Annotated in this window: 26 protein-coding genes, 3 pseudogenes and 1 other annotated feature; of the genes and pseudogenes, 20 read left to right on the top strand and 9 right to left on the bottom strand. The window is 43.0% G+C overall.

The genetic code is table 11. From position 1 onward, the window contains the following. The first annotated feature begins 42 nt into the window (after nucleotides 1-42). From csgA to BTW01_RS11515, 3 genes are all read left to right on the top strand, one after another. On the top strand, nucleotides 43-291 hold the full coding sequence (gene csgA / locus BTW01_RS11525) for a sigma-G-dependent sporulation-specific acid-soluble spore protein CsgA (RefSeq protein ID WP_003241413.1): 249 nt from the start codon (nucleotides 43-45) through the stop codon (nucleotides 289-291). Between the two features lie 17 nt (nucleotides 292-308). Continuing rightward, complete coding sequence (locus tag BTW01_RS11520) at nucleotides 309-500, top strand: DUF5370 family protein (protein WP_162103117.1); 192 nt, start codon at nucleotides 309-311, stop codon at nucleotides 498-500. Nucleotides 501-729: 229 nt separating this feature from the next. Next, nucleotides 730-1,983 (top strand): cytochrome P450, encoded by a 1,254-nt coding sequence (locus tag BTW01_RS11515; protein ID WP_162103116.1) that lies wholly within the window; start codon nucleotides 730-732, stop codon nucleotides 1,981-1,983. Nucleotides 1,984-2,024: 41 nt separating this feature from the next. Here the strand turns inward: BTW01_RS11515 and BTW01_RS11510 are convergent, their stop codons facing one another. Further along, the gene (locus BTW01_RS11510; protein ID WP_162103115.1) at nucleotides 2,025-2,285 is read right to left on the bottom strand and encodes a hypothetical protein; all 261 of its coding nucleotides are present in this window, start codon (nucleotides 2,283-2,285) and stop codon (nucleotides 2,025-2,027) included. 357 nt (nucleotides 2,286-2,642) lie between these two features. On the opposite strand from BTW01_RS11510, the gene BTW01_RS11505 reads away from it, so the two are divergent. Then, a complete protein-coding gene (locus BTW01_RS11505) occupies nucleotides 2,643-4,271 on the top strand; it encodes a Na/Pi cotransporter family protein (RefSeq protein ID WP_202923602.1) in 1,629 nt (542 codons plus the stop codon). A gap of 13 nt (nucleotides 4,272-4,284) precedes the next feature. Here BTW01_RS11505 and BTW01_RS18720 read toward each other — a convergent pair. Then, nucleotides 4,285-4,407: pseudogene (locus BTW01_RS18720) on the bottom strand (glycerophosphodiester phosphodiesterase); the annotation flags it as partial. A gap of 272 nt (nucleotides 4,408-4,679) precedes the next feature. Between BTW01_RS18720 and BTW01_RS11500 the strand changes: the two are divergent. The 3 genes from BTW01_RS11500 to BTW01_RS11490 all read left to right on the top strand — a co-directional run bounded on the left by BTW01_RS11500 (nucleotide 4,680) and on the right by BTW01_RS11490 (nucleotide 7,188). After that, the gene (locus BTW01_RS11500; RefSeq protein WP_162103113.1) at nucleotides 4,680-4,928 is read left to right on the top strand and encodes a YbeF family protein; all 249 of its coding nucleotides are present in this window, start codon (nucleotides 4,680-4,682) and stop codon (nucleotides 4,926-4,928) included. A gap of 92 nt (nucleotides 4,929-5,020) precedes the next feature. Then, on the top strand, nucleotides 5,021-5,938 hold the full coding sequence (locus BTW01_RS11495; RefSeq protein WP_162103112.1) for a bifunctional helix-turn-helix transcriptional regulator/GNAT family N-acetyltransferase: 918 nt from the start codon (nucleotides 5,021-5,023) through the stop codon (nucleotides 5,936-5,938). Then, nucleotides 5,935-7,188 carry an MFS transporter gene (locus BTW01_RS11490; RefSeq protein WP_162103167.1) on the top strand — a complete coding sequence of 418 codons (1,254 nt, stop codon included), beginning with the start codon at nucleotides 5,935-5,937 and terminating at the stop codon, nucleotides 7,186-7,188. The genes BTW01_RS11495 and BTW01_RS11490 overlap by 4 nt, the downstream gene beginning before the upstream one ends. 28 nt (nucleotides 7,189-7,216) lie before the next feature. Here BTW01_RS11490 and BTW01_RS11485 read toward each other — a convergent pair whose 3' ends face one another. The 4 genes and pseudogenes from BTW01_RS11485 to BTW01_RS11470 form a co-directional block, all read right to left on the bottom strand. Next, nucleotides 7,217-7,651, bottom strand: a complete 435-nt coding sequence (locus BTW01_RS11485; RefSeq protein WP_419724067.1) for a hypothetical protein — start codon at nucleotides 7,649-7,651, stop codon at nucleotides 7,217-7,219. A 45-nt stretch (nucleotides 7,652-7,696) separates the two neighbouring features. Further along, nucleotides 7,697-8,609, bottom strand: a pseudogene (locus BTW01_RS11480) (hypothetical protein). A 385-nt stretch (nucleotides 8,610-8,994) separates the two neighbouring features. After that, nucleotides 8,995-9,384 carry a hypothetical protein gene (locus BTW01_RS11475; RefSeq protein WP_162103110.1) on the bottom strand — a complete coding sequence of 130 codons (390 nt, stop codon included), beginning with the start codon at nucleotides 9,382-9,384 and terminating at the stop codon, nucleotides 8,995-8,997. A gap of 15 nt (nucleotides 9,385-9,399) precedes the next feature. Continuing rightward, nucleotides 9,400-11,274, bottom strand: a complete 1,875-nt coding sequence (locus BTW01_RS11470; RefSeq protein WP_162103109.1) for a T7SS effector LXG polymorphic toxin — start codon at nucleotides 11,272-11,274, stop codon at nucleotides 9,400-9,402. Between the two features lie 363 nt (nucleotides 11,275-11,637). On the opposite strand from BTW01_RS11470, the gene purT reads away from it, so the two are divergent. The 9 genes and pseudogenes from purT (at nucleotide 11,638) to BTW01_RS11420 (ending at nucleotide 18,181) form a co-directional block, all read left to right on the top strand. After that, the gene (gene purT, locus BTW01_RS11465) at nucleotides 11,638-12,792 is read left to right on the top strand and encodes a phosphoribosylglycinamide formyltransferase 2 (protein ID WP_162103108.1); all 1,155 of its coding nucleotides are present in this window, start codon (nucleotides 11,638-11,640) and stop codon (nucleotides 12,790-12,792) included. Nucleotides 12,793-12,905: 113 nt separating this feature from the next. After that, nucleotides 12,906-13,119 (top strand): annotated as a pseudogene (locus BTW01_RS11460) (serine protease); the annotation flags it as partial. After that, nucleotides 13,082-13,480: a DUF2606 family protein gene (locus tag BTW01_RS11455; RefSeq protein WP_162103107.1), complete on the top strand. Its 399-nt coding sequence runs from the start codon at nucleotides 13,082-13,084 to the stop codon at nucleotides 13,478-13,480. The pseudogene BTW01_RS11460 and the gene BTW01_RS11455, both read left to right, overlap by 38 nt. Nucleotides 13,481-13,653: 173 nt before the next feature. Then, nucleotides 13,654-14,538, top strand: a complete 885-nt coding sequence (locus BTW01_RS11450; protein ID WP_162103106.1) for an alpha/beta fold hydrolase — start codon at nucleotides 13,654-13,656, stop codon at nucleotides 14,536-14,538. 199 nt (nucleotides 14,539-14,737) lie between these two features. Next, nucleotides 14,738-15,271, top strand: coding sequence for a CDP-diacylglycerol--serine O-phosphatidyltransferase (gene pssA / locus BTW01_RS11445; RefSeq protein ID WP_162103105.1), 534 nt, complete (start codon nucleotides 14,738-14,740; stop codon nucleotides 15,269-15,271). Continuing rightward, entirely contained in the window at nucleotides 15,262-15,750 is a 489-nt protein-coding gene (locus tag BTW01_RS11440; RefSeq protein WP_162103104.1) for a DedA family protein, read from the top strand. Before pssA ends, BTW01_RS11440 begins: the two co-directional genes overlap by 10 nt. Next, on the top strand, nucleotides 15,743-16,549 hold the full coding sequence (locus tag BTW01_RS11435; RefSeq protein ID WP_162103103.1) for a phosphatidylserine decarboxylase: 807 nt from the start codon (nucleotides 15,743-15,745) through the stop codon (nucleotides 16,547-16,549). Before BTW01_RS11440 ends, BTW01_RS11435 begins: the two co-directional genes overlap by 8 nt. Nucleotides 16,550-16,585: 36 nt before the next feature. Beyond that, a complete protein-coding gene (locus BTW01_RS11430) occupies nucleotides 16,586-16,861 on the top strand; it encodes a hypothetical protein (RefSeq protein WP_162103102.1) in 276 nt (91 codons plus the stop codon). 351 nt (nucleotides 16,862-17,212) lie between these two features. Next, nucleotides 17,213-18,181, top strand: a complete 969-nt coding sequence (locus BTW01_RS11420; protein WP_162103101.1) for a rhodanese-related sulfurtransferase — start codon at nucleotides 17,213-17,215, stop codon at nucleotides 18,179-18,181. Nucleotides 18,182-18,216: 35 nt separating this feature from the next. Here BTW01_RS11420 and gltP read toward each other — a convergent pair whose 3' ends face one another. Continuing rightward, complete coding sequence (gene gltP / locus BTW01_RS11415) at nucleotides 18,217-19,461, bottom strand: glutamate-aspartate/proton symporter GltP (protein ID WP_162103100.1); 1,245 nt, start codon at nucleotides 19,459-19,461, stop codon at nucleotides 18,217-18,219. Nucleotides 19,462-19,603: 142 nt separating this feature from the next. On the opposite strand from gltP, the gene BTW01_RS11410 reads away from it, so the two are divergent. Both BTW01_RS11410 and BTW01_RS11405 read left to right on the top strand, forming a co-directional pair. Continuing rightward, a complete protein-coding gene (locus BTW01_RS11410; protein WP_162103099.1) occupies nucleotides 19,604-19,879 on the top strand; it encodes a DUF1648 domain-containing protein in 276 nt (91 codons plus the stop codon). Nucleotides 19,880-20,089: 210 nt separating this feature from the next. Further along, complete coding sequence (locus tag BTW01_RS11405) at nucleotides 20,090-21,160, top strand: branched-chain amino acid aminotransferase (RefSeq protein ID WP_162103098.1); 1,071 nt, start codon at nucleotides 20,090-20,092, stop codon at nucleotides 21,158-21,160. 35 nt (nucleotides 21,161-21,195) lie between these two features. On the opposite strand, the gene mmuP is transcribed toward BTW01_RS11405, so the two are convergent. Both mmuP and mmuM read right to left on the bottom strand, forming a co-directional pair. Then, nucleotides 21,196-22,608, bottom strand: coding sequence for an S-methylmethionine permease (gene mmuP / locus BTW01_RS11400; protein WP_162103097.1), 1,413 nt, complete (start codon nucleotides 22,606-22,608; stop codon nucleotides 21,196-21,198). Between the two features lie 120 nt (nucleotides 22,609-22,728). Continuing rightward, nucleotides 22,729-23,676, bottom strand: coding sequence for a homocysteine S-methyltransferase (mmuM, locus tag BTW01_RS11395; protein ID WP_162103096.1), 948 nt, complete (start codon nucleotides 23,674-23,676; stop codon nucleotides 22,729-22,731). 301 nt (nucleotides 23,677-23,977) lie between these two features. Further along, nucleotides 23,978-24,226, top strand: a binding site (T-box leader). Between the two features lie 93 nt (nucleotides 24,227-24,319). On the opposite strand from mmuM, the gene BTW01_RS11390 reads away from it, so the two are divergent. Further along, entirely contained in the window at nucleotides 24,320-24,481 is a 162-nt protein-coding gene (locus BTW01_RS11390) for a tryptophan RNA-binding attenuation protein (protein WP_162103095.1), read from the top strand. A gap of 19 nt (nucleotides 24,482-24,500) precedes the next feature. Continuing rightward, nucleotides 24,501-25,439, top strand: coding sequence for a DMT family transporter (locus BTW01_RS11385; protein WP_162103094.1), 939 nt, complete (start codon nucleotides 24,501-24,503; stop codon nucleotides 25,437-25,439). Nucleotides 25,440-25,507 lie beyond the last annotated feature (68 nt).

The following is a 25,507-nucleotide window of genomic DNA, read 5'->3' as shown; positions in this document are numbered from 1 at the left end:
AAGCTATAGGGTGAAGACAGCGGAAGGAATGGTGTTCATAAAATGGATGTTACACTGGGGTATTTGCGTGAATCACTTTCAAACCATCTTGAAAATGAAGTCTGTCAGCGGATTTGCAAGAAGATGCTGGCGAAGCGGTATGTGAATGAAGAGGAATTTGTAAAAGACCTGGATGATAATGAAATGTCTTTTTTGAATCATGTATTAGAAAAAGAAATAAAGTATGCGCAAAATGAACAGGATCAAAAACGGGCCAAGGAATTAAACGAGGTGTATGAATTACTGCTTTGAGAAAGGCGGGGTAAGAAATGGGAGCAATTGAGCGAAGCGGATTTACATTTCAGCCGGAGTTTAGTGTGATCCGTCAAAACGGAGCCATCCATGTGTACCATCAAGGGGAATTTGTGGAAGAAATTGAATTTGAGTTTAATGGGGCATATCCCAATCATGATTTGATTGAAGAGCTTGTGAATCATTATTGTTTTGAGCATGAGATTTAGAGCCCTGCTGCAGGGCTTCTCATTAGGATATATGATCAGGCCGTCTATGTGGTATTTTTGTTTTTTGTGCCGGAATGCCGAACAGGTTCACCCTAATCTCGTATTCCGCTCGATAAAGATGGACTGCTGAAAAGCATTTGAATCGGGTTTCGTAAACAAATACTGATATAGGGTTTATACATATCAAATAACTTGAAAAAAGACGGTAAAAAGGAAGGCGGCTTAGCGGATGAATGAGCGGATTCCACATGATAAAAGTCTCGACAATAGCCTGACGCTGATGCAGGAAGGATATATGTTTGTTAAAAACAGAACAGAACGGTATCAATCTGATCTGTTTCAGGCTCGTTTATTGGGAAAAACCTTCATTTGCATGACTGGCGCAGAGGCGGCGAAGCTATTTTACGATACGGAGCGGTTTCAGCGGCAGAATGCTTTGCCGAAGCGGGTGCAGAAAACGCTGTTTGGCGTGAATGCGATTCAGACGATGGATGGCGACGCACATCTCCATCGGAAGCTGCTTTTTCTGTCATTAATGACGCCTCCGCATCAAAAGCGTTTGGCTGAGCTGATCACAGAGGAATGGAAAGCGGCAGTTACGAGATGGGAGAAGGCAGAACAGGTTGTATTGTTAGAGGAAGCAAAGGAAATTCTATGCCGGGTGGCGTGCTATTGGGCTGGCGTTCCGCTGAAGGAAACGGAAGTCAAAGAGAGAGCGGATGATTTCATTGATATGGTGGACGCGTTCGGTGCTGTGGGCCCGCGGCATTGGAAGGGAAGAAGAGCGAGGCCGCGTGCGGAAGAGTGGATTGAAAGAATGATTGAAGATGTTCGCGCTGGTCTGCTGAAAATCTCTGATGGAACAGCGCTGCATGAAATGGCGTTTCACACACAAGAAGATGGAGAACAGCTGGATTCTCGGATGGCAGCCATTGAATTGATCAATGTACTACGGCCGATTGTTGCCATTTCTTATTTTCTTGTCTTTTCAGCTTTAGCGCTTCATCAGCATCCAAAGTATAAGGAATGGCTGCGTTCAGGAAGCAGCCGGGAAAGAGAAATATTTGTGCAGGAGGTCCGGAGATATTACCCGTTCGGCCCGTTTTTAGGGGCGATTGTCAAAAAGGATTTTGAATGGAATCACTGTGAGTTTAAGAAGGGCACCTCGGTGCTGCTTGATGTATATGGGACGAATCATGACCCTCGCCTCTGGGACCATCCTAATGAATTCCGGCCGGAGCGGTTTGAAAAATGGGAAGAAAATCCGTTTGCTTTGATTCCTCAAGGCGGAGGGCATGCTGAGAAAGGACATCGCTGTCCGGGGGAAGGCATTACGATTGAAGTTATGAAAGCAAGCTTGGATTTTCTTGTCAATCATATTGAATACAATGTTCCAGATCAATCGCTGCATTATAGTCTCGCGAGAATGCCGTCATTGCCTGAAAGCGGTTTTGTGATGAGCGGAATCAGACGGAAAAAGTAAATATGAAAGCTCTCTTCCTTATATTGAAGAGAGCTTTTTGTTTACTTCTTTTTTTCATCATAATATTGGACGGGATACATAGAGCCTTCGGATACCATTTTGTTGTCCTCAATATCTTGAGGATGCGGGTGCCCTGCTTTATCTACTGGGAACGTTTCCATATCCGGCTGTTTTGTCATTTTCATTTTTATGCTGTGAATGAATTCTCTAGCCTTTTGGCGATTTGACGGGTCTTTTAATAGATAAGAAGTGATGCCGACGGTTGAAACAGCGAGACCTGAAAGTAGCAGCTTTTGTTTCATGGTGATACTCCTTTCTATTTTAAGAATAGTGTTTCCTGTATCATTCCCGTTTTGGTTATGGCTAAACCTTTACCGATTTTCTTAGGGAGTTCGTGTCTGATATTCTTTGCGGTTGAGTATACTGAAAGACCTGTGGGAAAGAATAACTGTAGTGTGGAAATCCGGTGCTTTTGCGTAAGGTTTAGCCGATTGCCATGTTCACCGTTGGAATGTTACACAATTGTAAACATTTAATAGAGTCATGAGACTGATTGTTAAGTTATTGTAAATTAAACGGCTGTTTTATTTACAATCATCTGAACTTGAAACATAATCGAAGAGAGTTTGCTGAATAATGTCTAAACAGAGGTGAACATGTTGGCGATTGATTTACAAACATTACTGTTCGAATTTCTCGGGGGTCTCGGAATTTTCCTGATTGGGATTAAGTTCATGGGAGACGGGCTTCAGAAATCGGCTGGAGATAGATTAAGAAATATTTTAGACCGTTTTACAAGCAATCCGCTGATGGGCGTATTGGCGGGGATCATTGTAACGGTTTTAATTCAGAGCAGTTCTGGAACTACGGTTATCACCGTTGGGCTTGTCAGTGCAGGCTTTATGACGCTCCGTCAGGCCATTGGCGTCATTATGGGAGCCAATATTGGAACAACGGTTACTGCGTTTATTATTGGAATCGACATAGGGGCTTATGCGTTGCCGATAATTGCTATTGGCGGATTTTTACTGTTTTTCTTTAAACATAAAGTTGTACAAAATGCGGGCCAAATTGTGTTTGGATTCGGAGCTCTGTTTTATGGATTGGAGTTAATGAGCGGCGGGATGAAGCCGCTCCGTTCACTTGAAGCCTTTCATGATTTAACAGTTAGCATGAGCTCCAGTCCGGTTTTAGGTGTGGTCATAGGGACTTTGTTTACGGTTCTCGTGCAGAGCTCCAGTGCCACGATTGGTATCCTGCAAGGTTTATTTTCAGATGGTTTGATTGATATTAACGGTGCGCTTCCAGTGTTATTCGGTGACAATATCGGAACGACGATTACCGCTATTCTTGCGTCTTTAGGTGCATCTGTTGCAGCGAGACGTGCTGCGGCCACTCATGTGCTGTTTAATCTTATCGGGACAGTGATTTTTCTGATTTTGCTTAAGCCTTTCACAGCACTAATCATGTCGCTTCAGGCATCGATAGGGCTTGATCCGAAAATGACGATTGCATTTGCACATGGCATCTTTAATACGACCAATACGATCATCCAGCTTCCTTTTGTCGGGATATTGGCTTTGATTGTAACAAAACTGATTCCAGGCAAGGATACAATGATCGAATACAAGTCGCATCTTGATCCAATTTTTATCGAGCAATCTCCATCTATTGCTCTCGGACAAGCAAAAGAAGAAGTGCTGCAAATGGGGAATTTTGCGGTGCAGGGTCTGGAAGTGACAAAGCAGTTTTTAGTGACAAAACAGCCAAAGTATGCGGCAAATGCTTATCAGATAGAGGATGCGGTTAACAATCTTGACCGGAAAATCACCGATTATTTGATCGAGCTTTCGTCACAATCTCTTTCTGAGCATGAGTCTGAGGAGCATCATATGCTGATGGACACAGTCAGAGACATTGAAAGAATCGGTGACCACTTCGAAAATGTGATTGAACTGATTGAGTACCAGCAAGCGCATCGTGTGGTTGTCACTGAACCTGCCATGGCGGATTTAATGGAAATGATGGATTTGACGATTTCTACTGTGAAGGCGTCCTTGGACTCATTGCATCATAAGAATGTGAAGATCGCTGAACAAGTCATTGAAAAAGAAGATGAAATTGACAAAATGGAGCGGAAGTTTCGTAAAAAACATATTATCCGTTTGAATGAAGGACTGTGTACTGGACAAGCGGGAATCGTCTTTGTCGATATGATCAGCAACTTGGAGCGAATTGGCGATCATGCGGTCAATATAGCAGAAGCAGTGATTGGGGAAAAAAGCTGAGAATCTTAAGTTCTCAGTTTTTTTTGCAGTTTTTTACGTGCTGAAAGACATTGGGGTAATTTGTGAAGATTCCTGTCACTCCCCAGTCAAGCAGACGGCCATGGCTGCGGATCAACCGGACATTATCAGCAGTCAGCTATGTGAGGACCTGAAACAAATTTCTATGTGTGCTGAAAGTGTGGAGCAGTTTCCCTCTTTCTGAAAAAAGAGCTGGAAATCAACCTTTGATCAAAAAGGAGGGGGTGCCTTTCTGCATCTAATCTGGTATGTTAACGCTTTTTTAAACCGTCATGATCAGGAGTGAATGTGAACGGGCAATTTTAAAATGGAAGTTAAATGTACTCCTTTTCTATGTTGCAGTTATGTTTTTTTGCAAACAACATAAAATTTGGAGGGAGGCTGTTGCGGGTGGATGAATTAGATATTGCATTCGTTATTTTGCCGTTAGGGATTATGGTGTTGTCAATTACAGGTACTTGTATATGTAAAAACCTATATCTAATGCCAATGCTTAGTTTGATCATTTCGTTAGTGCTCACCTTTACTATTCTTAACAAATCATTTTTAGGGTGGGTTGCTGTCTATAGTCTGATGTCACTAGCTTTATCTTGCATCACGTTGATGGTAATCAGGAAGAGGAAAGCATCTGGAAAATAAAGAGGCCCCGCTTTCTTAACGTATCGTTGACTTTGGCAACTATATTTGATTATAATTGCCTTAATCAATGATATAAGAAAGTGGGGATGGGTTTGAAAACCTTTGAATCAACTGTTGGTTTAAGATTCAGAAAGTTCAATCGATTTTATACGAATGTTCTTGGCTTCCTTGATGAGCACATTTATGACAGTCCGTTTTCCTTAACAGAAACACGGATTTTATTTGAAATTTATCATACGCCGAATTGTACGGCAAAAGCCCTTCAGGAGAACCTAGGGCTTGATCGGGGATATGTCAGTAGGATATTGAAGCAGTTTGAAAAAGAAGATTTGATCTATAAACAGAAGAGCAAAGATGACGCCCGCCATCATTATATTTATGTTACGGAAACGGGGAAAACGATTTATAAAAAGCTGGAGGAAAAAGCGAACGAACAAGTGGAACTGATGTTAGGGGAAATCAATCAAAAAGACCAGCACAAACTTGCAGAAGCGATGGCGGAGATTGAGGCAATCCTTTCACAGTCTCTTTCTTCCAAAACGTCAGAGATATCAATTAGAGATTATTTTATATCGGATGATCTTCAGCTTCTCATCGAAAAACAGCAACAATTTTATGCTGAGACCCATGGGTGGGACGACACGTTTCTAGCTTATCTTCAGGAGACATTTGATGCCGACATTGAAAAAATATGGATTGCGGAAAGCGGCGGGAAATTTGCCGGCTCTGTCGGGCTGGTCAAGCATGATGAAAAGACAGTGCAGCTCAGATGGTTCCTGGTTGATGCCGCTTTTCGAGGCAGGGGGCTTGGCACGCAATTGCTTGAGCATCTTGTTGCATACTGCCGAGATATGGGGTTTAAACGTATTTTTCTTTGGACGGTAAGCACCATGGCTGAGGCCCGTCCGCTCTATAAAAAATTAGGGTTCAGGGTAAGTGAAGTGAAACAAGAAGCACCATTATGGGGACAGCGGCTGACAGAAGAACGATGGGATTTGGAGCTGTCATGAAACGATTGCACTATGCTTGGATCATTGTCTCCGTCACTTTTTTGATCTTGTTGGCTGTTCAGGGGGTGCGGCTGTCCTTTGGAGCGTTTGTGGAGCCGTGGGAACAGCAATTTTCAATGGATAGAGGCACCATTTCACTGATTTCTACAATAAGTTTTATTGTCTATGGCATATCTCAGCCTGTGATTGGGCGGCTTGTGGACAAATGGGGTGCCCGGGCTGTTTTGTCATGGAGTGCCCTGCTGACAGGGATCAGCATTTTCTTAACATGCTTTGTCACTTCGCCTTGGCAGCTGTTTCTGCTTTACGGATTGGGTGTCTCGCTTGGAGTGGGCGGCGCGTCGAATGTGGCTGCAAGTGTGCTGGTCGTCAATTGGTTCAGCAAAAAGCGAGGACTAGCCTTTGGGATCATGGAAGCAGGCTTTGGTGCGGGGCAAATGCTTCTCGTTCCAGGCTCACTCATGCTGATTCATTGGTTCAGCTGGAAGCTGACGGTTATAGTGTTGGGACTGCTGTTAATGGTGATTGTCTTTCCTGCTGCACTGCTGATGCTGAGAAACAATCCTTCAGAAAAAAATGAAGAGCCGATCGGCGGGCTGGCTGAATCAGAAAAAGAAACAGCACCCAAAACAACAGCTCTTTCAGTAATGGGGATGTTTCGCATGAAGCCATTCTGGTTTTTAATGTTGCCATTTTTGATCTGCGGATTTACGACCGTGGGGCTGATGGATACCCATTTGATTCCGTTTTCCCATGATCACGGCTTTTCAACGACAGTCACAAGCGCCGCTGTCAGTCTGTTGGCCGGCTTTAATATCGCTGGCATCTTACTGTCCGGAATTGTAGCGGACCGATGGAGCAGCCGGAAAATCCTGTGCTTTTTATATGCGATACGCGCGCTTTCGATTGTGATTCTGATTTACAGCCACGAACCCTACTTGCTTCTAGGTTTTGCAATTCTGTTTGGACTAGTGGACTTCGCTACCGTAGCGCCGACTCAAATGCTCGCCACTCAGTACTTTCAAAACTACTCGATCGGTCTCATGATCGGCTGGCTGTCGCTTGCCCATCAAATCGGCTCGGCACTCGGCGCATATGTGCCAGGCGTCATCTATACTGTTACAGGTGAATATACATTGGCTTTTTATTTGTCGATCGGGATGCTTGTGCTGGCGAGTGTGATGAATGTGATATTGAGGGAGCCTGCGGCGGATGCTCGTGACAGTTCGGCTATGGCGGAGAAGGTGTGAGAGAGGGCTGAAGAGCATCTCTGGGGAATTATTCAGAGATGCTTTTTTTGTATTTTTGTTCTAATACGAAATCAATCATTCCGACAATACGGGCGTTTTCGGATTTTTGTTTGAAGCGATCAGAAATTTGAACTTTTCTTGAGAATGGGAAAACACCAAATACCCAGATAAGACCGATCAAGGCAAAAAACATTTGTACAGTTACTTCAATTAACTCATTGAAACGAGTGCTGAAAAAATAAATATATAAAGTTACGAATGTCACGAAACAAACGATTTTGACGGTGTGTTTGAATGTGAGCTGCGGTTCGCTAAAGAATACTTTTAATTGATTCAGCATGATAGAATCCTGTTTGTTTAGGAAAAGCAAAAGCTCTTTATCATCTTTTTTATGTTCTAAAACGAACTTTGCTGCTGTTTCTGTTTCTTTATATGTTTGTAGGTGTATATTCAATACATACATCTCCTAGGTATAATAATTACGTATTTTTTAGTTAGGGTAACAAATCTATCGTATTTTTTTGTTATATCTTTCTGTAAGAATAAAATCTATAACTCCTTTCATCCGCAAATATTCGGCTCTTTGTGCAAAATCCAGAACAGTATGTAATTGCCCTTTTCTAGATATAGTTAAAAGCTTTATCAAATCAATAAGGATTTTCAAAAAAATAATCAATAAGAGAAACTTAAACATGTCTGGTATATCAATGTAATTAATTTGTCCTGAAAATAAACTAGTTACATAGACAACAACGATGCTTCCGCAAAACATGAAACTCATATAATGTGAAAGTGTAAATGGATGATGAGAAAAATATGCTTTTAATTGACTTAGCACAGCATCATTTTTTGTATCTAAGTATCCCAAAAGCTCTTTATCATTTTTACTTATGGTTAGAACATGATTCAATATATCATTAAAATTCAATGAATTTTCATTATTAGAGGCAGTTGGTTTAGTAGACTGTATGTTTTTTTTGTTCCATTTTATTTTTTTTATAAAGGATTGCATGAATTAACTTATTTTTCACAGAGCATTCAGATCGTTGAATAAGTGAAGTTTCTCCTTTGATATTATTTCCTTTTTTTAAGACTTTCATGTAAATCATAATGATACAAATGATCGTAAAAATAGAAAATGCAGGAGGTAAAACGTCAGATAGAATAGGATTAGTGAAGACTTCTTTTACTTGGATGAAAAGGAAAGAAGCTAAAGTCACTGCTATAAACATGCATAAAACTGTTATTTTCACTAGAAACTGAAGAGGAAGAAAAGGTTCGGAATAATAGTGTTTCAACTGGTTGAGTGTAAGTGAATCTTGGCGAAAAAGATAACTGATTATTTCCTCTTGATTTTGCATCTGATCGATATCATGAGCGATGTCTTTTGTTTTTTTAAAAATGATTTGATCGTTTTTCATTGTTGATAAACCTCCACAAAAGCAAACGTAAATTAAAAAACTGCATGAGCATATTTTAACTTATGTTCATGCAGTTTTGTATTAAAGTTAGCTCGTATAATAAGCAAATATGGCTAATAATGCAGCAGAAATTGCAGTTACTGCTTTATTGTTAGCTATATCGAGACTCTTTTTGAGTGGGATGCCTCCTGTCGGTGTAGCGATTTTGGATTGCGTGTTATGTTTTTGGCGATTTTTTGTATGGTGTTCCTGTGATAAAAAGGGAAAGCAGGTGATTTACATCACCTGCTACTAAATGACAAATATTTCATCATCAGCTGCCTATATTTCTCTAAAAATACTGTTTGAATCATTATTTAGAAAATATGATTCGTGTTAAAAATAATTACTGAGGATTTTTTTCTCTAAACTCTTTTAGAGAATTTACCCATATTTCAATTAATTGTCTAAGTTCTCTTGTTTCTATTTCACAAGTTCTGCTTTTTATATATGCTTCGGGATCATCTTCATCTTCAGCTGCGTATTCTGCAAGATTATCGTAAATAAAAGTTTTATCTTTTTTAATTTCTAATCCACAAACATTCCCATTTAGTTCCTCGTACTCACTTGTACCGTTTAGTACTTTATCTATTACTTCATATTCAAAGGTAGGATCTCCTTGAACATCTGACATTAGAAATTCTGCCACTAATTGAATACGCTCAGGTAATATGATAACAAGACTTTTACTCCCGTTCTTAAATCTAACTTGGTCAAATTCATAATTGTATTTCATATGCTCCTCCTACGCTTAAGGATAAATCGGAAAACTTGAAATGATTTTCCCGTTGCTATCGATAAACATTCTAATTCTTAAATTGTCTTTTGTCCGTCCTTCATATGTGTTTTTTGTTCCAGGAATAAATTCTTTATTTTCATATGCTTCATTTATGGAGTCAACGACTTGTTGGGGAGTCCATTCTTCAGGGAAAAATGTTGAAAACCCATTGTTGCTAAATTTCTTTTTGCCATTTACTTCAACTTTCCCTTTGTAAACACCATGTTCATTTTTGTCAGTTTTTGTTCCTGAAAGGACTTTTCCTGCAGTATCATCTATTCCCTCATAATGATAACCAACGGCTGCTTCTCTATAGTTTACCTCGCCTTCAAAGATATGTTCTAACGCTTTAGGTCTAAAATTTTCTACGTTGCTCAGTTGTGCTATTAATTTCTTGCTCGGTTCACTTTTTAAATTTTGGTCGCTATCAAATCGCATAACACTCTCTTGCTTCTTATCCAGTTCCTTCTTCAGCTTCGAAATAGGATTCTCAAAACCCCCAGCGCCTTGTATTGCAGGTTCTAGATGATTGTTATTTGGCAATGTGAAATAAGGATTTGCTTTATCAGTAATGTTCTTTGCTAAAGATTTATGATCGTTCACAAAAGCTTTTGTTTCCTTTGTCACGAATTTTCCGGCTTTTGTTGCTGATGACACTTTTCCGAGTCCTTTGGCTCCAAAAAGGGAAGCAACTGCGTAGGTGATGTAGTGGGAGCGGCTATATGCATCACCATGAACCATATTGTCGTTCCAAGATTTTTTGAATGAATCGACCATATATTCAAAAGTCTCAGGCGCGCTATAAATCACATTTTGGAGTTCCTGTCCGGCTTTGACTTGTTCTTCGATGCCCATCTTACCCTGCGCTCTATACGACCATACCGCAAGATCGTAAGCGCCGACTGCGAGGTCGCATGCCCCGGTGACGATATCTTTTCCGGCATCCCAGAGCCCGACAATTACACCCTTTCCACCCTCGACAAGCATTTTTCCTGTTTCCTGCTGTGCTTTCATTTGAACCACGCTTGAATAATATTGTAATTGCTCAGTGCTCAGGTTGTCAGTGCCAATTTTGTCTGCAATTTTCAAGTATTCATCAGGGTCAGTGGTTTTGTCGAGTTTTTTCTTGAGATACTTAATTTCCTCCTGTTTTTTTGCTTTGATGAACTGCTGGGATTGTTTGTGAATATCTTCTTTGTTTTGATAAGCGTCTGTTTCGTGAAAGGCTTTTGCGTTAAAGTTCATAGGATTTGTGCTTCCGCCTTTGCTGGTGGCGCCTGTCAGTGCTTCGAAAAATGCCCGAACCTCATGTTCCACAGCTTCTGAGGCCTCGTAATCACTGTTTAGTTTCTCATCAAGGTCATGCAGGTGTGTCACCGTTTTTTTTCGTTTTTTATCTGCTTTATCCAGTTTATCGGTGACAGTAGATTGATCGAAGAGGGATAACAGCAAAATGTCATCAATTGAATTCAGGATTGATTTCATTTCTTTATGCTGTGCCTCTATAATGCCATCAGCTTTGACAAGTCCGTTATGCAATTCATTATCGAGATAAGATTCCTCAACGTATGCATCGTCATCGAATGTTGCTTCCTCAATTGCAGCTGGCACGTTTTTGAAAAAAGCAATTCTCATGTCAATGAGGTCCAGCCACAGTTCCGCTCCTGCCGCTTGTTCCTTATAGAATGCTTTAATTGCGTTAGCGCCCTTGCCTGTCATAGCATCATCCAAATTTGCCATCTCTTTGAACTGTTTCGTTAGAACAGCCATATGCTCTCTTAATGTTTGATAGGCTTTAAGGCGCGCTTCAGCAGCTTCTAAAATTGTATTTGCTTCAAGTGTTTTCAATGTACTGTGTCCTTTCGCCTGAATTTTTCTGTAAATATGGTACCATGGTGAATTCAGGAAAGGAGCGTAAACTGAATAATTAAGGAAAAACAGTACTTTTTTACTGATTCTATTTATTCATTTTACTCGCAGACAGGGAAAGCTGCTGGATCAGCTGTCATGCCCATATGCCGGTTTCTACACTGGTTTTGTGCAAATGAATTTTAGGTGATTCTCTACGGTATATGTGGAGCTCACCTGCATTCTTATGAAAAAACCTCTGTTGCAAGCTCATGATGATTTCTAATTTCGTCTTTTTGAATAAAAATTTATTTTTCAAATATTTCAGTTATAATGGTTGAGAAATAGATTGGAGGGGCAAGGATGTATCAATCAAAGAAGGTTTTATTGTTAGGTTCAGGTGAGTTAGGAAAAGAAGTAGTGATTGAAGCGCAGCGTCTTGGGGTACAGACGGTGGCGGTTGACAATTACGAGCATGCTCCGGCGATGCAGGTCGCGCATCATAGCTATGTCGTTGATATGCTGGACCGCGAGCAGATCAGAACCATCATTGAAAAAGAAAAGCCGGATTTGATTGTGCCTGAGGTTGAGGCCATCGCTACGGATGAATTGCTGAAGCTTGAAGAGGAAGGATTTCACGTCATCCCGAATGCGCGTGCGGCGAAGCTGACGATGGATCGGGAAGGCATCAGGCGGCTTGCGGCGGAAACGCTGGGACTAGCGACGGCAGGCTATGAATTTGCGAATACATATGACGAATTTGTGCAAGCGGTGGCTCAGATTGGGTACCCGTGTGTCATTAAACCTTTAATGAGTTCATCTGGTAAAGGCCAAAGCGTGTGCCGCTCTGAAGCAGATGTAGAAAGCTGCTGGGAGACGGCGATGGAAGGCGGTCGGGTGAAAAACGGGCGTGTGATCGTTGAGGAGTTTATCCCATTCGAATCAGAAATTACCCTCTTAACAGTACGTGCGGTCAACGGCACGGCATTTTGCGAGCCGATCGGTCATGTGCAAAAGGATGGAGACTATATCGAATCATGGCAGCCGCATCATATGACAGAGCAGCAAACGGAAGAAGCGAAGCATATGGCAAAAGCCATTACGGACGAGCTTGGCGGGTACGGACTGTTTGGTGTTGAGCTGTTCCTTGCGAAAGATAAAGTGTATTTCAGTGAGGTATCTCCTCGTCCGCATGATACCGGCCTTGTCACACTGGTGACGCAAAACTTGTCAGAATTTGCGCTGCATGTACGGGCAATTCTCGGTTTTCCGATTACAGAAATCACACAGCTTTCTCCTGGCGCCAGCCGGCCCCTCAAAGCACCGGAAGAATCAGCGGATTACACTGTTGAAGGACTTGAACACGCACTGGCAGTGCCGAAGACCCAAGTGCGTGTCTTTGGGAAGCCGATAACGAAAGCCGGACGCCGTATGGCGGTTGCGCTTTCTGCTGCCGATACAGTCGAAACAGCGAGAGAGAACGCGAAAAAAGCATTGGATCAGCTATCTATCAAATAGAGTTTGAGCAGGCCTTGTCTTGAGCAAGGTCTGTTTTGATTCCCGATCAAAGTTTTATCACATGTATTGAAAGCTTTGTGATGTAAAATGTTCTTCCGTGTATAGGGGTGATTGACTTAATGCCGATTTGCTCTGCTGAAACGTATAAGCTGACCTATACAACCGATACCGTACAGCTGCCAAAGCAGCTCGCTAGGTTATCGGAATGACAGTGATACAGGTCATACAGCTATTGTGATTTATACGAACGGGGGATCGTCATATAACTTGGGAACAAGGGTGATGAATGATGGATTCAACAATATTCAATATTGGGCAAATGAATAAATACAGCAGACTAGCGATTTTGATGTCCATTTTGTTTTTATGCGGATGCAGTTCTCAGTCGCATTCTTCTCAGAAAGAACCAGCTATTCCTGTCACACTTCATATGGAGGATGCCGAGGGGCTGCCGGTCGAAGGGGTTCAAGTGACGATTGTCAAAGCGCCCGCCTCAGATCAGCAGCCGAGTACAGAGATTGGCGAAATCCTTGGAAAAACAGGCAAAAACGGAGACATCAAATGGGATACAGGCAGAAAAGGCGACTACTCTGTTGCATTGACAAAGGCTGAAAAGTCAGCAACCCATCACATTTCATTAACAGAGGATAAGAAAGACAAAGTCATACCATTCATTTTCACAGAATAGGCGGTTTCCTTGATTTCAAAGGAAGCCGTCTTTTTTTATGTATTGCAGAAAGCCAAACTATATACTGGAAATTTATAATGTGAGATAATAAGGTTTAGGTATTTTTTCTTACGAGACAAAAGGATCATATTCCTTTATTTTATATCAATCAAACCCGGAGGAAAAAGAAGAAGATGATACAAGATTCAATGCAGATTGCCACGGCAGATAGGGGCCTTCGCTTTTACAAGGCATATGATCAAAGCCTTTCTTTGTGGCCGATTGAGTCGGAAGCATTCTATGTTTCTACTCGTTTTGGAAAAACACATATTATTGCAAGCGGGCCAAAGGACGCACCTTCGCTCGTTTTGCTTCACGGCGGCCTCTTCAGCTCTGCGATGTGGTATCCGAATATCGCGGAGTGGAGCAGTCAATATCGTACATATGCAGTCGATATAATAGGAGACAAAAATAAAAGTATACCATCAGCTGCTCTGGCTGCGAGAGCAGATTGCGCAGAATGGCTGAAAGACGTCTTAGACTCTCTTGGAATTGAGACGGCGCATCTGGCAGGTCTTTCACTTGGCGGATCTCATATTGTGAATTTTTTGCTCCATGCGCCTGAAAGAGTAGAGCGGGCAGTTGTTATGAGTCCTGCTGAGGCGTTTATTTCATTTCATCCAGATGTCTATAAATATGCTGCAAGACTTACGGGGGCAAGAGGAGCAGAGGCGTATATCGAGTGGATCACAGACAGCCGTTATGATTTGCATCCTGTGCTGCAAAGACAAATTGTGGCGGGTGTGGAATGGCAGGATGAACAAAGAAGCCTGAAGCCGACAGAAAACGGTTTCCCATACGTGTTTACAGATCGGGAGTTAAAATCGATTGAGGTCCCGATGCTGCTAATGTTCGGTGAACACGAGGTCATGTACCATCAGCAAATGGCTTTAGAACGGGCTGCAGTATTAGTGCCGGAAATTCAAGCTGAAACCGTAATGAACGCCGGGCATCTATTATCTCTTGAGCAGCCAAAGTACATTAATCAACGGATCTTGTCTTTTTTGGGCGGGGAATAAAATAGTAAAAACATGAAAAGAATGACATTCATTGTTCAACAGGTAACAAATGTTGTATAATAATAGAATTTGAGTGCTGCTTTTTTGAGGGCATTCTATGTTATTATGCTTAAGAGAAGAAAATTTTTCCCTGTAACGCTATTCGATCCATATCGTCGAATGATATAGATGGTTTTACAATTGGAGGTTTGGTTACACTGTGAATTATATCCCCTGTATGATTACGATAGGAAACTTTACTTGTGGACTGCTGGCGATTCATTCTTTGTTATATCACAACATTCATTCAGCAGTGCTTTTTATTTTCACCGGCATGTTTCTCGATTTTTTTGACGGGCTGGCAGCACGTAAACTGAATGCCGTTTCTGATATGGGAAGAGAACTTGATTCATTTGCCGATCTTGTGACGTTTGGTGTGGCTCCCTCTATGCTTGCATACAGTGTCTCATTATACGCCCTTCCGTTTATCGGAATTTTATGCGCATTGACATACAGCATTTGCGGAATGCTTCGACTCTCTAAATTTAATACGGAGCAAAGCAAGCTTCCGACCTTTATCGGAATGCCGATTCCATTTGCGGGTATGTGTCTTGTTATTCTCAGCTTTGTCTATAACCCGATCCTGCTGGCAATCGGCACTTGCGGACTTTCCTATTTAATGGTGAGTAAAATAAAATTCCCTCATTTTAAAAAACATACGGCAGAAAATCTGGAGTCCGAGAGATGGAATTAGTTCAGCAGCTCATAGCGGATTACGGTTATCTCGCTATTTTTTTGATGCTGGTGCTAGGAATTGTTGGACTGCCGATTCCGGATGAAGTCATGATGACCGTTGTTGGTTACTTCACGCATACTGATGCGCTGAATTATGAGCTTGCGATCTTGATCAGCTTTGCCGGAGCTTTGTTAGGTATGCTGATCAGCTACATGATCGGCAGAAAAGCCGGGCGCCCGTTCATCGACAAGTACGGCAAGTGGGTCGGCTTAAAAGAAAAGAGAATGGTGAAAGTTGAAAAATGGATGAATAAATACGGTCCATATTCTCTTATTTTAGGTTATTTCATTCCCGGCGTCAGACATGTGACGTGCTACTTTTCGGGTATCGGCAAAATGAACCTGAAAACGTATATTACGTTTGCGGCAATCGGCGCCTTTTTATGGTGCTTTATTTTTATTACAATTGGAAGGGTTATAGGGATTATTCATGTTTAATACGGCTGTAAGAATTCTGTATCGATCATTGATAGAGCTGACGAATCATCGTCTGTCATCCTATATGATTAAAGGGTTTTGTGAGTCAAAAATCAGCAAGCCTGTTATTCCGCTTTTCTCGAAGCATTTTCGGATCAACTGGGGTGATGTTGACGGTTCGGCCGCTGATTACGGTTCATTGTCCGAACTGTTCATTCGGAATATTAATATGGAGCGGCGCCCTGTTTCAAAAGAGGCGGATGCGGTGGTCAGCCCTGTTGATGGAGTGGTTCAGACTGTAGGAACAATCAACAATAATCAAACTTTTACGGTAAAAGGAAAAGATTACTCATTCGCTGAGCTGACCGGCTGTAAAAGCGCTGACCATCACTACAACGGGGGATACTTCGTTGTCCTGTATTTAAGCCCGCGTCATTATCATCGTTTCCATGCCCCGATCAGCTGCAAGTACCAAAAGGTGGCTGAACTTGGGAATCGCTCATATCCAGTAAATCAACTAGGGTTAACATACGGAAAAGACGTGCTGTCGAAGAATTACCGGTTTGTATACGAGCTGAATAGCGGCACACGGCATGCTCTGATGATCCCTGTCGGCGCGATGAATATTAATTCGATCGTGCAGACAAATACACGGGATGAATTGAAGATCGGCGAGGAGCTGGGTTACTTTTCATTTGGTTCAACCGTCATTTTGATATTTGAAAAGGACGCGTTCCATCCGTCCCCTAATTTAATAGAAGGCCAGGAAGTCCGAGTCGGAGAACTGATAGGTTATGAAGATAAAGAGGAGCATGCATAAACGCAGCGCCTCTTTTTTTGAAGAAAGGTGAGAATGATGGAGAAACAAATCGTCAGCTGGATCATAGATTATCAGAACACTGGAAATGAAGCCGTCCTGAGACAGCTGAGGGAAGCGTGTTGGCCGATTGTTGAAGCTGTTCTGCAGGAGAAGGCGCTAGATGAAGAGCGGGCGAGTGATTTGCGAGCGAAAGGAATCGAGCGGTTCCCGTTTATCATCAGCAAATACCAAGCAAACGTGCAGCTTCCGGTTGAGACATTTTTACGAAATACGTATCGGTTTTACTTTCAGCAGGTGATGAGCGGATCTTGATAAAGCTTCTTTCAGTCCCTGAATAAGGCGCTATGATATCATTTTTTGTCCAATTATCTGAACTGGGTCAGGTGTTCCTTCAACAAACCTTGAAATGGCGGGAGAACGTTTGGATGAGCCGGTAAATTTATTTTGAAGAAGAATGATGAATAGATTTCAGATAACTACAATCATTGGTGATTTAATGGAAAATACGCTTATTGATTGATGAATCCTTGCGCTGTTTAGGTTTGTAAGAGTTTGGGTATTTTTATCAGTCTGGGCGGATCTGTTCATCTTTGCGGGATTTTCCTGTATGATATAGTATAGTGTGCATAACAACTAACTATAAGTGAACAGGGTGTTTAAATCATGGAAAAACAATACAGAGTATTACTTTACTATAAATATGTTCCGATTGAAGATCCAGAGGCGTTTAGAGAGCAGCATTTGGCTTTTTGTAAGGAGCTTGGTTTGCTGGGCCGTATTCTTGTTTCTTCTGAAGGAATTAACGGTACGGTATCAGGTACGGTTGAGCAGACTGAACAATATATGCAAGCAATGAAAGCTGACCCGCGTTTTGCGGACATGGTATTTAAAATTGATGAAGAAGAAGATCATGCCTTTAAAAAAATCTTCGTGCGCCATAAAAAGGAGCTCGTAACGCTTCGTCTTGAAGATGATGTGGATCCGAATGAAACAACAGGACAGCACTTGAAGCCTGCGGAATTTTATGAAAAAATGCAGGATCCAAACACGGTTGTGATCGACGCGCGTAACGATTACGAGTATGATCTTGGCCATTTCAGAGGAGCTGTCCGTCCTGACATTGAAGCCTTCCGTGAATTGCCTGAATGGATTGAAGAAAACAAAGACATGCTTGAAGGCAAACAGATTTTAACGTACTGCACGGGCGGCGTACGCTGTGAAAAATTCTCGGGCTGGCTGGTGAAGCAAGGCTTTGAAGATGTATCGCAGCTTGACGGCGGGATCGTGACATACGGAAAAGATCCGGAGGTGCAAGGCAAGCTTTGGGACGGCCAGTGCTACGTATTCGATGAAAGAATCAGTGTGCCGGTCAACCGTGTTGAGCATGTGATTGTCGGAAAAGACTACTTTACAGGTGAGCCGTGTGAGCGTTATGTGAACTGCGCTAATCCATCATGCAACAAAAAAATGATATGCACACCGGAAAATGAGTATAAATATATGCGCAGCTGCAGCCACGAATGCCGCACGAACCCAAGAAACATGTATGTCAAAGAGCACAATATGACAGAGGAAGAAGTAAACGCAAGATTGGCAGCGATTGAAAATGCAGATCACGCTGCTGCTGAATAATGGAAAGAACACCTCGGGAATGAGGTGTTCTTTTTTTATAAGCTTTCGGTTTGTCCGTTTACGGAGGCCCATTCTTTTTGTCGGAAGGCTTTTTCCCATTTTGACACCACGATGCAGGCCATCGCATGCCCCGGCACGTTTACGCCTGTTCTTGCCATGTCCATGACGCGGTCAACGCCTGCTATAATGGCAACACCTTCAGCGGGAAGCCCTACAGCATTGGCAGTCGCCAGAAGGACAACAAGCGACCCTGACGGAACTGCTGCGATGCCTTTACTGGTCATGACAAGCACAAGCATCATGAGCAGCTGCTGGGACAACGGCATCTCTACATGAAAGGCCTGCGCCAAAAAAATACAGGAAACCGATAAATATAAGCTGGAGCCGTCACAGTTCAATGACAAGCCGGAGGGAACGACGAATGATACCACTCGTTTCGGACAGCCGTATTTCTCCATTCTGTCCATCAGCTGAGGGAGAATGGTTTCTGTGCTGGTGGTGGAAAAAGCGATCAAAAACAGATCCCATATCATTTTTAATACTTCGAAATACCTAATATGAAAGATGAGACCGACAAGCGGAAAGAGGACAAAGAGGATCAGGAATAGACCAAGGAATACTGTGCCAACCAATTTAAACATAGGAAAAAGGAGCTCAATGCCATATTGGCCAACAGAGGCAGCCATCAAGGCTAATACGCCGATGGGGGCAGTCACCATGACGATTTGCGTGAGTTTGAACATAATTTGCGCGGCAGATTCAAAGAAATTCATCACTGGTTCAGATGCTTTGCCAATGCCTGCAGCGGCGACGCCGAACAAAATGGCAAAGAAAATAACGGCAAGCAGATCGTTTCTGGCCATTACATCAATAATGTTTGTAGGAATAATATCAAGAACCATTTGTTTGAAATCAACAACTTTTTCTGTGTAACCGGACAGTTCATTGATATCTTTTTTCGCCAGATGGGAGAGATTAAGCCCGGCACCAGGCTTCAAGACATTCGCTAATAAAAGTCCAAGTGCCAATACAAGTGTGGTGATGACTTCAAACCAAATAATCGTCTTGATGCCGAGGGCGCCCATTTTTTTCATACTACCGCTTCCTGCGGCACCGATGACAATAGTAGAAAACACAATCGGCACGACAATCATTTTTATCAAACGGATAAATCCATCCCCGACAGGTCTCAGCGCCATTCCGAAATCAGGAAAAAAGTGTCCGATTACTGCGCCGGCCGCTAAAGCGATTAAAATGTGAAACGCAATTAATTTTTTCAAATGAATCCCCCCTTTAGAATGATAGAATACAGGCATATTCATATCATTCGTGAATCAAAGACAAACACCTTTTTTAAAATATTTTATTTTGATAGCGCTTTCATTATGTTGGTTAAAAAGTTCCGAAAGGAATGGTGGTTCTATGTTTCTATTGATGAATGGAAAAGCGCTGTGGGGGGCGGTGATTGCGGCTTTTATCCTATCAATTGCGTTTTACCCTTTTCTTCCGGCGGAGATACCGATTCATTACGATGTAACGAACAGTCCGGATCGGACGGTTAACAAGCTGGCGGGAATCGTGATGCTGCCTGTTTTGATGGCGATGTTTGCATGGGCGCGGAAGATCAATTGGCAATTTGGGATAGCGGTGTATATATTGCTGATTTGCCACATTGTCATCCTTTGTTTAGCGGTATAAATCAGACAGCCAGAATAAAATTGCCTGTTTCTTAAATTACAGCTTCATCTGACAATGAATGTAGTGTATAATAGCTGAAGATCATAAAGAATATTCTGAAATTTATCAACGGAAGCGGCGTATAATCAAAAGAGATAGACTTTATATTTTTTGCAGCTTTAAAAAGACAGAATATTTAAACAACTAAGACTGAAAGGTGTGCTGATTAGATTGAATAAGCTTATTGAACGAGAAAAAACCGCATTTCACAAGGAAAAACCCGATCCGTTATCTTTGGAATTCGGGAAATTTTTCACAGATTATATGTTTGTGATGGATTATGAAGAAGGAATAGGCTGGCATCATCCAAGAATTGCGCCATACGCTCCGCTTACGCTTGATCCGTCTTCATCTGTTTTTCATTACGGCCAGGCTGTCTTTGAAGGATTAAAAGCATACAGAACAGAAGATGGCAGAGTGCTCTTGTTCCGGCCGGATCAAAATATCAAACGGCTGAACAGGTCGTGTGAGCGTATGAGCATGCCTCCTTTAGACGAAGAATTGGTGCTTGAGGCATTGACGCAATTAGTTGAGCTGGAGAAAGATTGGGTTCCTAAGGAAAAGGGAACGTCCCTGTATATTCGTCCGTTTGTCATTGCCACAGAACCGAGTCTCGGGGTAAAGGCATCCAAAAGCTACACATTTATGATCGTGCTTTCGCCTGTCGGCTCCTATTATGGCGACGATCAGCTGAAGCCGGTCAGCATCTATGTCGAAGATGAGTACGTGCGGGCTGTAAATGGCGGAGTCGGAAATGCAAAAACGTCCGGAAATTATGCCGCCAGTCTTCAGGCGCAGCAAAAAGCGAATGATTTGGGCTTTGATCAAGTGCTGTGGCTGGACGCTATTGAAAAGAAATACGTAGAAGAAGTAGGGAGCATGAACATCTTTTTTGTCATCAACGGAGAAGCTGTCACACCGGCTTTAAGCGGGAGTATTTTAAGCGGAATTACACGCGCGTCTGCTATTGAACTGATTCGCAGCTGGGGCATTCCGGTTCGTGAGGAGAGAATATCAATTGATGAGATTTACGCGGCTGCTGCACGCGGTGAATTGACTGAGGTCTTTGGCACTGGTACGGCAGCGGTTGTTACGCCTGTCGGAGAACTCAATATTCATGGAAAAACAGTGTTTGTAGGCGAAGGACAAATCGGAGACATCTCGAAAAAACTATATGAAACACTAACAGATATTCAGCTTGGAAAAGTGAAAGCACCCTTTAACTGGACAGTGGAAGTTTAAAGATGAAAAAGAACCTGTGCGGAGGCAGGTTCTTTTTATTTTACATGCGTCATATCAGCAGCCGGCTGGATTTTACGTTTTTTTGCGTAATACACAACATAGCAGACGGCCATAAACGGAATACCGCAATACAGGGCGATTCTTTGATTCGGATCAAAGGCGATGCCGATAACTGAAGCCAGGCATAACAGGAACGCGGCAATCGGCACGAATGGATACAGCGGGGTGCGGTATTTCAAGTCGGCGATCTTATTTCCTGCTTCAATATAACGTTTTCTGAACATGAATTGAGAAGCGGCGATTCCCATCCACACGACAACGACTGCAAAACCGGAAATGGACACGAGCACAACGTACACTGTGTCTGGCGCAAACACGCTGGACAATAATGACAGAATGCCGCCGATCATACTGAATATCAGCGCGTTAAACGGGGTTCCTTTTGACGTCAGCTTTGCAAATGCCGGGTGAAGAGTTTTTTCTTTTGATAATGACCACAGCATCCGGGATGAAGCGTAGAGTCCGGAATTTGCCGCAGACAGGATGGCTGTAAGGATAACAAAGTTCATGATATCAGCTGCGTACGGGACACCGACTCTGTCAAAGACTGCGACAAACGGGCTTTTGATGACGCCTGCATCTTGAATTGGAATCATCCCTGACAGCACAAAAATTGTTCCGACAAAAAAGAGTGAGAGGCGCCAGACTGTTGTTTTTATCGCCTTCGGGATCGTCTTATCTGGATCAACGCTTTCTCCTGCGGCGATTCCGATCAGTTCAGTTCCTGAAAACGCAAAATTGACGGACAGCATCGTCATCAAAATCGGGACAAATCCATTTGGAAAGAGCCCGCCTTCCGCTGTGAAGTTGGACAGTATCGGAGCGTCTTCTCCGCCTTGAATCGGGATGATGCCGAACATGGCAGAGCCGCCTAAAAGAATAAACAATATTATGGCTAATACTTTGATGCTGGAAAACCAAAATTCTGATTCAGCGAAAAACTTGACCGAAAAGGCGTTCAGCAAGAAAATGAGCAACGCGAAGACGGCGCTCCACATCCAAACGGACGTATGGGGAAACCAGCGCTGCATTAACAGGCCTGCCGCAGTGAATTCTGACCCTAATGCGACGGTCCATGTCAGCCAGTACAGCCATGCGATTGTAAACCCGGTGCCTGGCCCTATGTATTGAGCTGTATAGGTGTGAAAGGCGCCCGTCACAGGCATGGCCACTGCCAGTTCACCGAGGCACAGCATGACCAAATAGACGATGCCAGCGCCGACTAAGTAAGCGAGTATTGTTCCCGCCGGGCCTGCCTGCTGAATGGTATAGCCAGAGCTTAAAAACAGCCCGGTTCCGATGACACCTCCTAAGGAAAGCATGAAGAGATGCCGGCTTTTCATCTTTCTTTGAAAGTTTGTCTCATTTTTGTTGTGAGCGGGCTTCATCTTTTTCCAACTTTCTATCAGTGATTTATTTTCTTCTTAATAAAAAATCTCATGTCAGCGAGTGACACGAGACTCCGGCGAACCGGCTTTTAGATAGAATATACAAACAATTCCGATAAGTCAAGTTGTTTTTAAAGAGCGTGCCCAAGATGCAATTTCTGTAATATCTTCAGGTTTTGTCCGGCAGCAGCCGCCGATCAGCTTCGCTCCTTTTTCATGCCAAGTTCGGGCGGTTTCTCCGTAAGGTTCTGCGCAGGCAGCTCCGTTCCACGTTTTTGTCTCCGGATCATACTGCTCGCCTGAATTCGGATAGACGATAATCGGTTTTGATATGTGCCTTTGCAACTCCTCGATCAAGGAAGGGATATGCTGAAGTGGCGTGCAGTTGATGCCGAGCGCTGCAATTTGGCGATGCTCATCAAGCGATGACGCACAGTCAGCGACAGGCGTGCCGTCACTGATATGCAGGCCGTCTTTTGCACTAAAGCTGATCCACGCATACGTTTCCGGAAACTCCTTCAGCAGCCGCACAATCGCTTTTGCCTCGGTCAAACAAGGAATCGTTTCACATGCCAATACATCAGCTCCCGCTTCGATCAGCGCTTTGATCCGAGGGCGATGAAATTCAATCAGTTCATCCTCAGAGATTCCGTAGCTGCCGCGATACTCAGAGCCATCAGCAAGATAAGCGCCATAAGGGCCTACAGATGCCGCGATGATTGGTTTTGGCCGATTCAAACGGTTTTCTTCATGCGCCCAAAATTCATCACGTGCTTCTGCAGCGATGGTGACGGACATCCCAATGAGCCGGCGTGCTTCCGCTTCGCTCAGCCCGCGTGCGGCAAAGCCTTCAAATGTAGACTGATAGCTGGCGGTGATCGCGCAGTCGGCGCCTGCCACGAAATAATCAGTATGAACTTGTTTAATCAGGCTCGGCTCTTCCATCAGGATTTTTGCCGACCAAAGACTGTCATTCAAATCACAGCCCTTGCGTTCAAGCTCGGTCGCCATGGCGCCGTCTAGTACAATAAGCGGGTATGTGTCTAGTATGTGTTGGATAGGATTCATAAAATGTACCAATGCCTTCTTTCTGATTTTTTGAAAAGATATGAAAATCGTAATAGAGGCTTACGTATTTGTCAATTCGACGTCAACGCGGTCGAGACCATAGGGAATGCTCCGGCTCAGACAGGCGGCTGAATATGGACAAAAATGCAGAGGTGCAGGCGGCATATCTGCTGGAAATGGCTATGTTCGCTCTGCAGAGGAGCACATTAATATGATATGGAAGCACTTGGCGTAAAATCGGAGTAAGAATTGACTTCTTTAAATTAACCGATTATTATAAATTTACTAACAATAGAACGGAACAACAATCGTGAGGAAGAGTAAGTACGCATCAGTGTGTGAGGTTCAGAGAGTCGGTGGAAGGTGTGAACCGATCCTCCCGTGGTGCTGAATGGGCTTCTGAATTGCTTTGCTGAACAGATAGTAGGCGATGCCGGGATTCTCTCCCCGTTACCAAGAGAGGAGTATTGAAACGGATGTTTTCTGTACTGAGAGTGAACGGCTGTATAGCTGTTAATAAAGGTGGTACCGCGAGACCCTCGTCCTTTGCATAGGACGGGGGTTTTTGTGTTTCTTAAAGGAGGTGACATCCAATGGATGATGGCTGGTGGTGCATAACAGATCAATAGAAAGGAGGATTCAAATGGTCATAGCAACTGATGATCTCGAGGTAGAATGCCCTAGATGTGAAAGAGCGGGAGAAATTGAAGGCAGTCCATGCCGGGCTTGCGGCGGGAAGGGCGTCATTTTGACTGCTCAGGGAAATACACTTCTGGATTTTATACAAAAGCATTTGAATAAGTAAAGGAGAAAAGCGAGCTGAGATGAGAACAGAAGAGAAGAGTAAGGTTCGTGAGGCCGCATTAGGTACAATTTTTTTGCTGATCGGAACGGTTTGTTTTGCGTCAAAGTCTATTTGGATTAAATGGGCATTTGAAATGGGTGCTGATCCAGACGCGGTGTTGTTATACAGACAGCTGTTTGCTGTTCCGCTGTTTTGGCTGATTTTTTTGATATACCGCCCTCCAATGCTAGACGGTATGAAAAAAGGAGATCGATGGCGGGCGTGTGTTGCGGGTATGTTTTGTTTTTTTCTTTCTCCCTTGCTTGATTTTATCGGGCTGAATCATGTATCCGCAATGGTCGAGCGTATTTTGCTGATGAGCTGTCCGGTATTTGTCATCGTATTTACCATGTGTCACGGCCAAAAAATGGTTTCCATTCAAAATATTTTTACAGTGCTGGCGGTCATATTCGGTCTTTTCTTTGCGCTTGGCGGCTGGGATACTGAGCTCTTTCGGACGAATTTGATTGGATCAGCATTCATTTTATTATCCTCAGCCGTCTATGCTGGTTACCTTGTCCTTTCCGGGCGGCTCGTCCATCAAATTGGAGGCATTCGTCTTAATGCATACGGGATGACAGCTGCCGGAGCGGCCATGATACTTTATATTGGCATTAAATTGACGGTTGGTATGAATATACCAATAGCAGCATATCCACTTGCTGTCTACGGCTTGTTTCTATTAATCGCAGTCGTCACCACTGTAATTCCATTTGTGCTGATGCTTGAGGGCATAAAACGAATAGGATCACAGCGAGCTGCCATTATTTCAATGGCAGGGCCTGTCCTGACGATTTTCTATGGAGCTTTATTTCTCGGTGAACGGCTTAGACTTATTCAAGCTATCGGATGCGCAGCCGTATTTTTTATCATAACGGGCATGGAATACAGAAAACTGAAAATAGGACAAAATGATTAAATTTTGTAAAACACACACGTTTTTCAATTACAATAAGTGTAATCACGTGTGTGTTTTGATTTTATAAA

This window comes from Bacillus sp. SKDU12, assembly GCF_010093085.1.
Lineage (GTDB): Bacteria > Bacillota > Bacilli > Bacillales > Bacillaceae > Bacillus > Bacillus mexicanus.
Note: the sequence above shows the minus strand (reverse complement) of the source record. Positions and strands in the feature narration are given on the sequence as shown.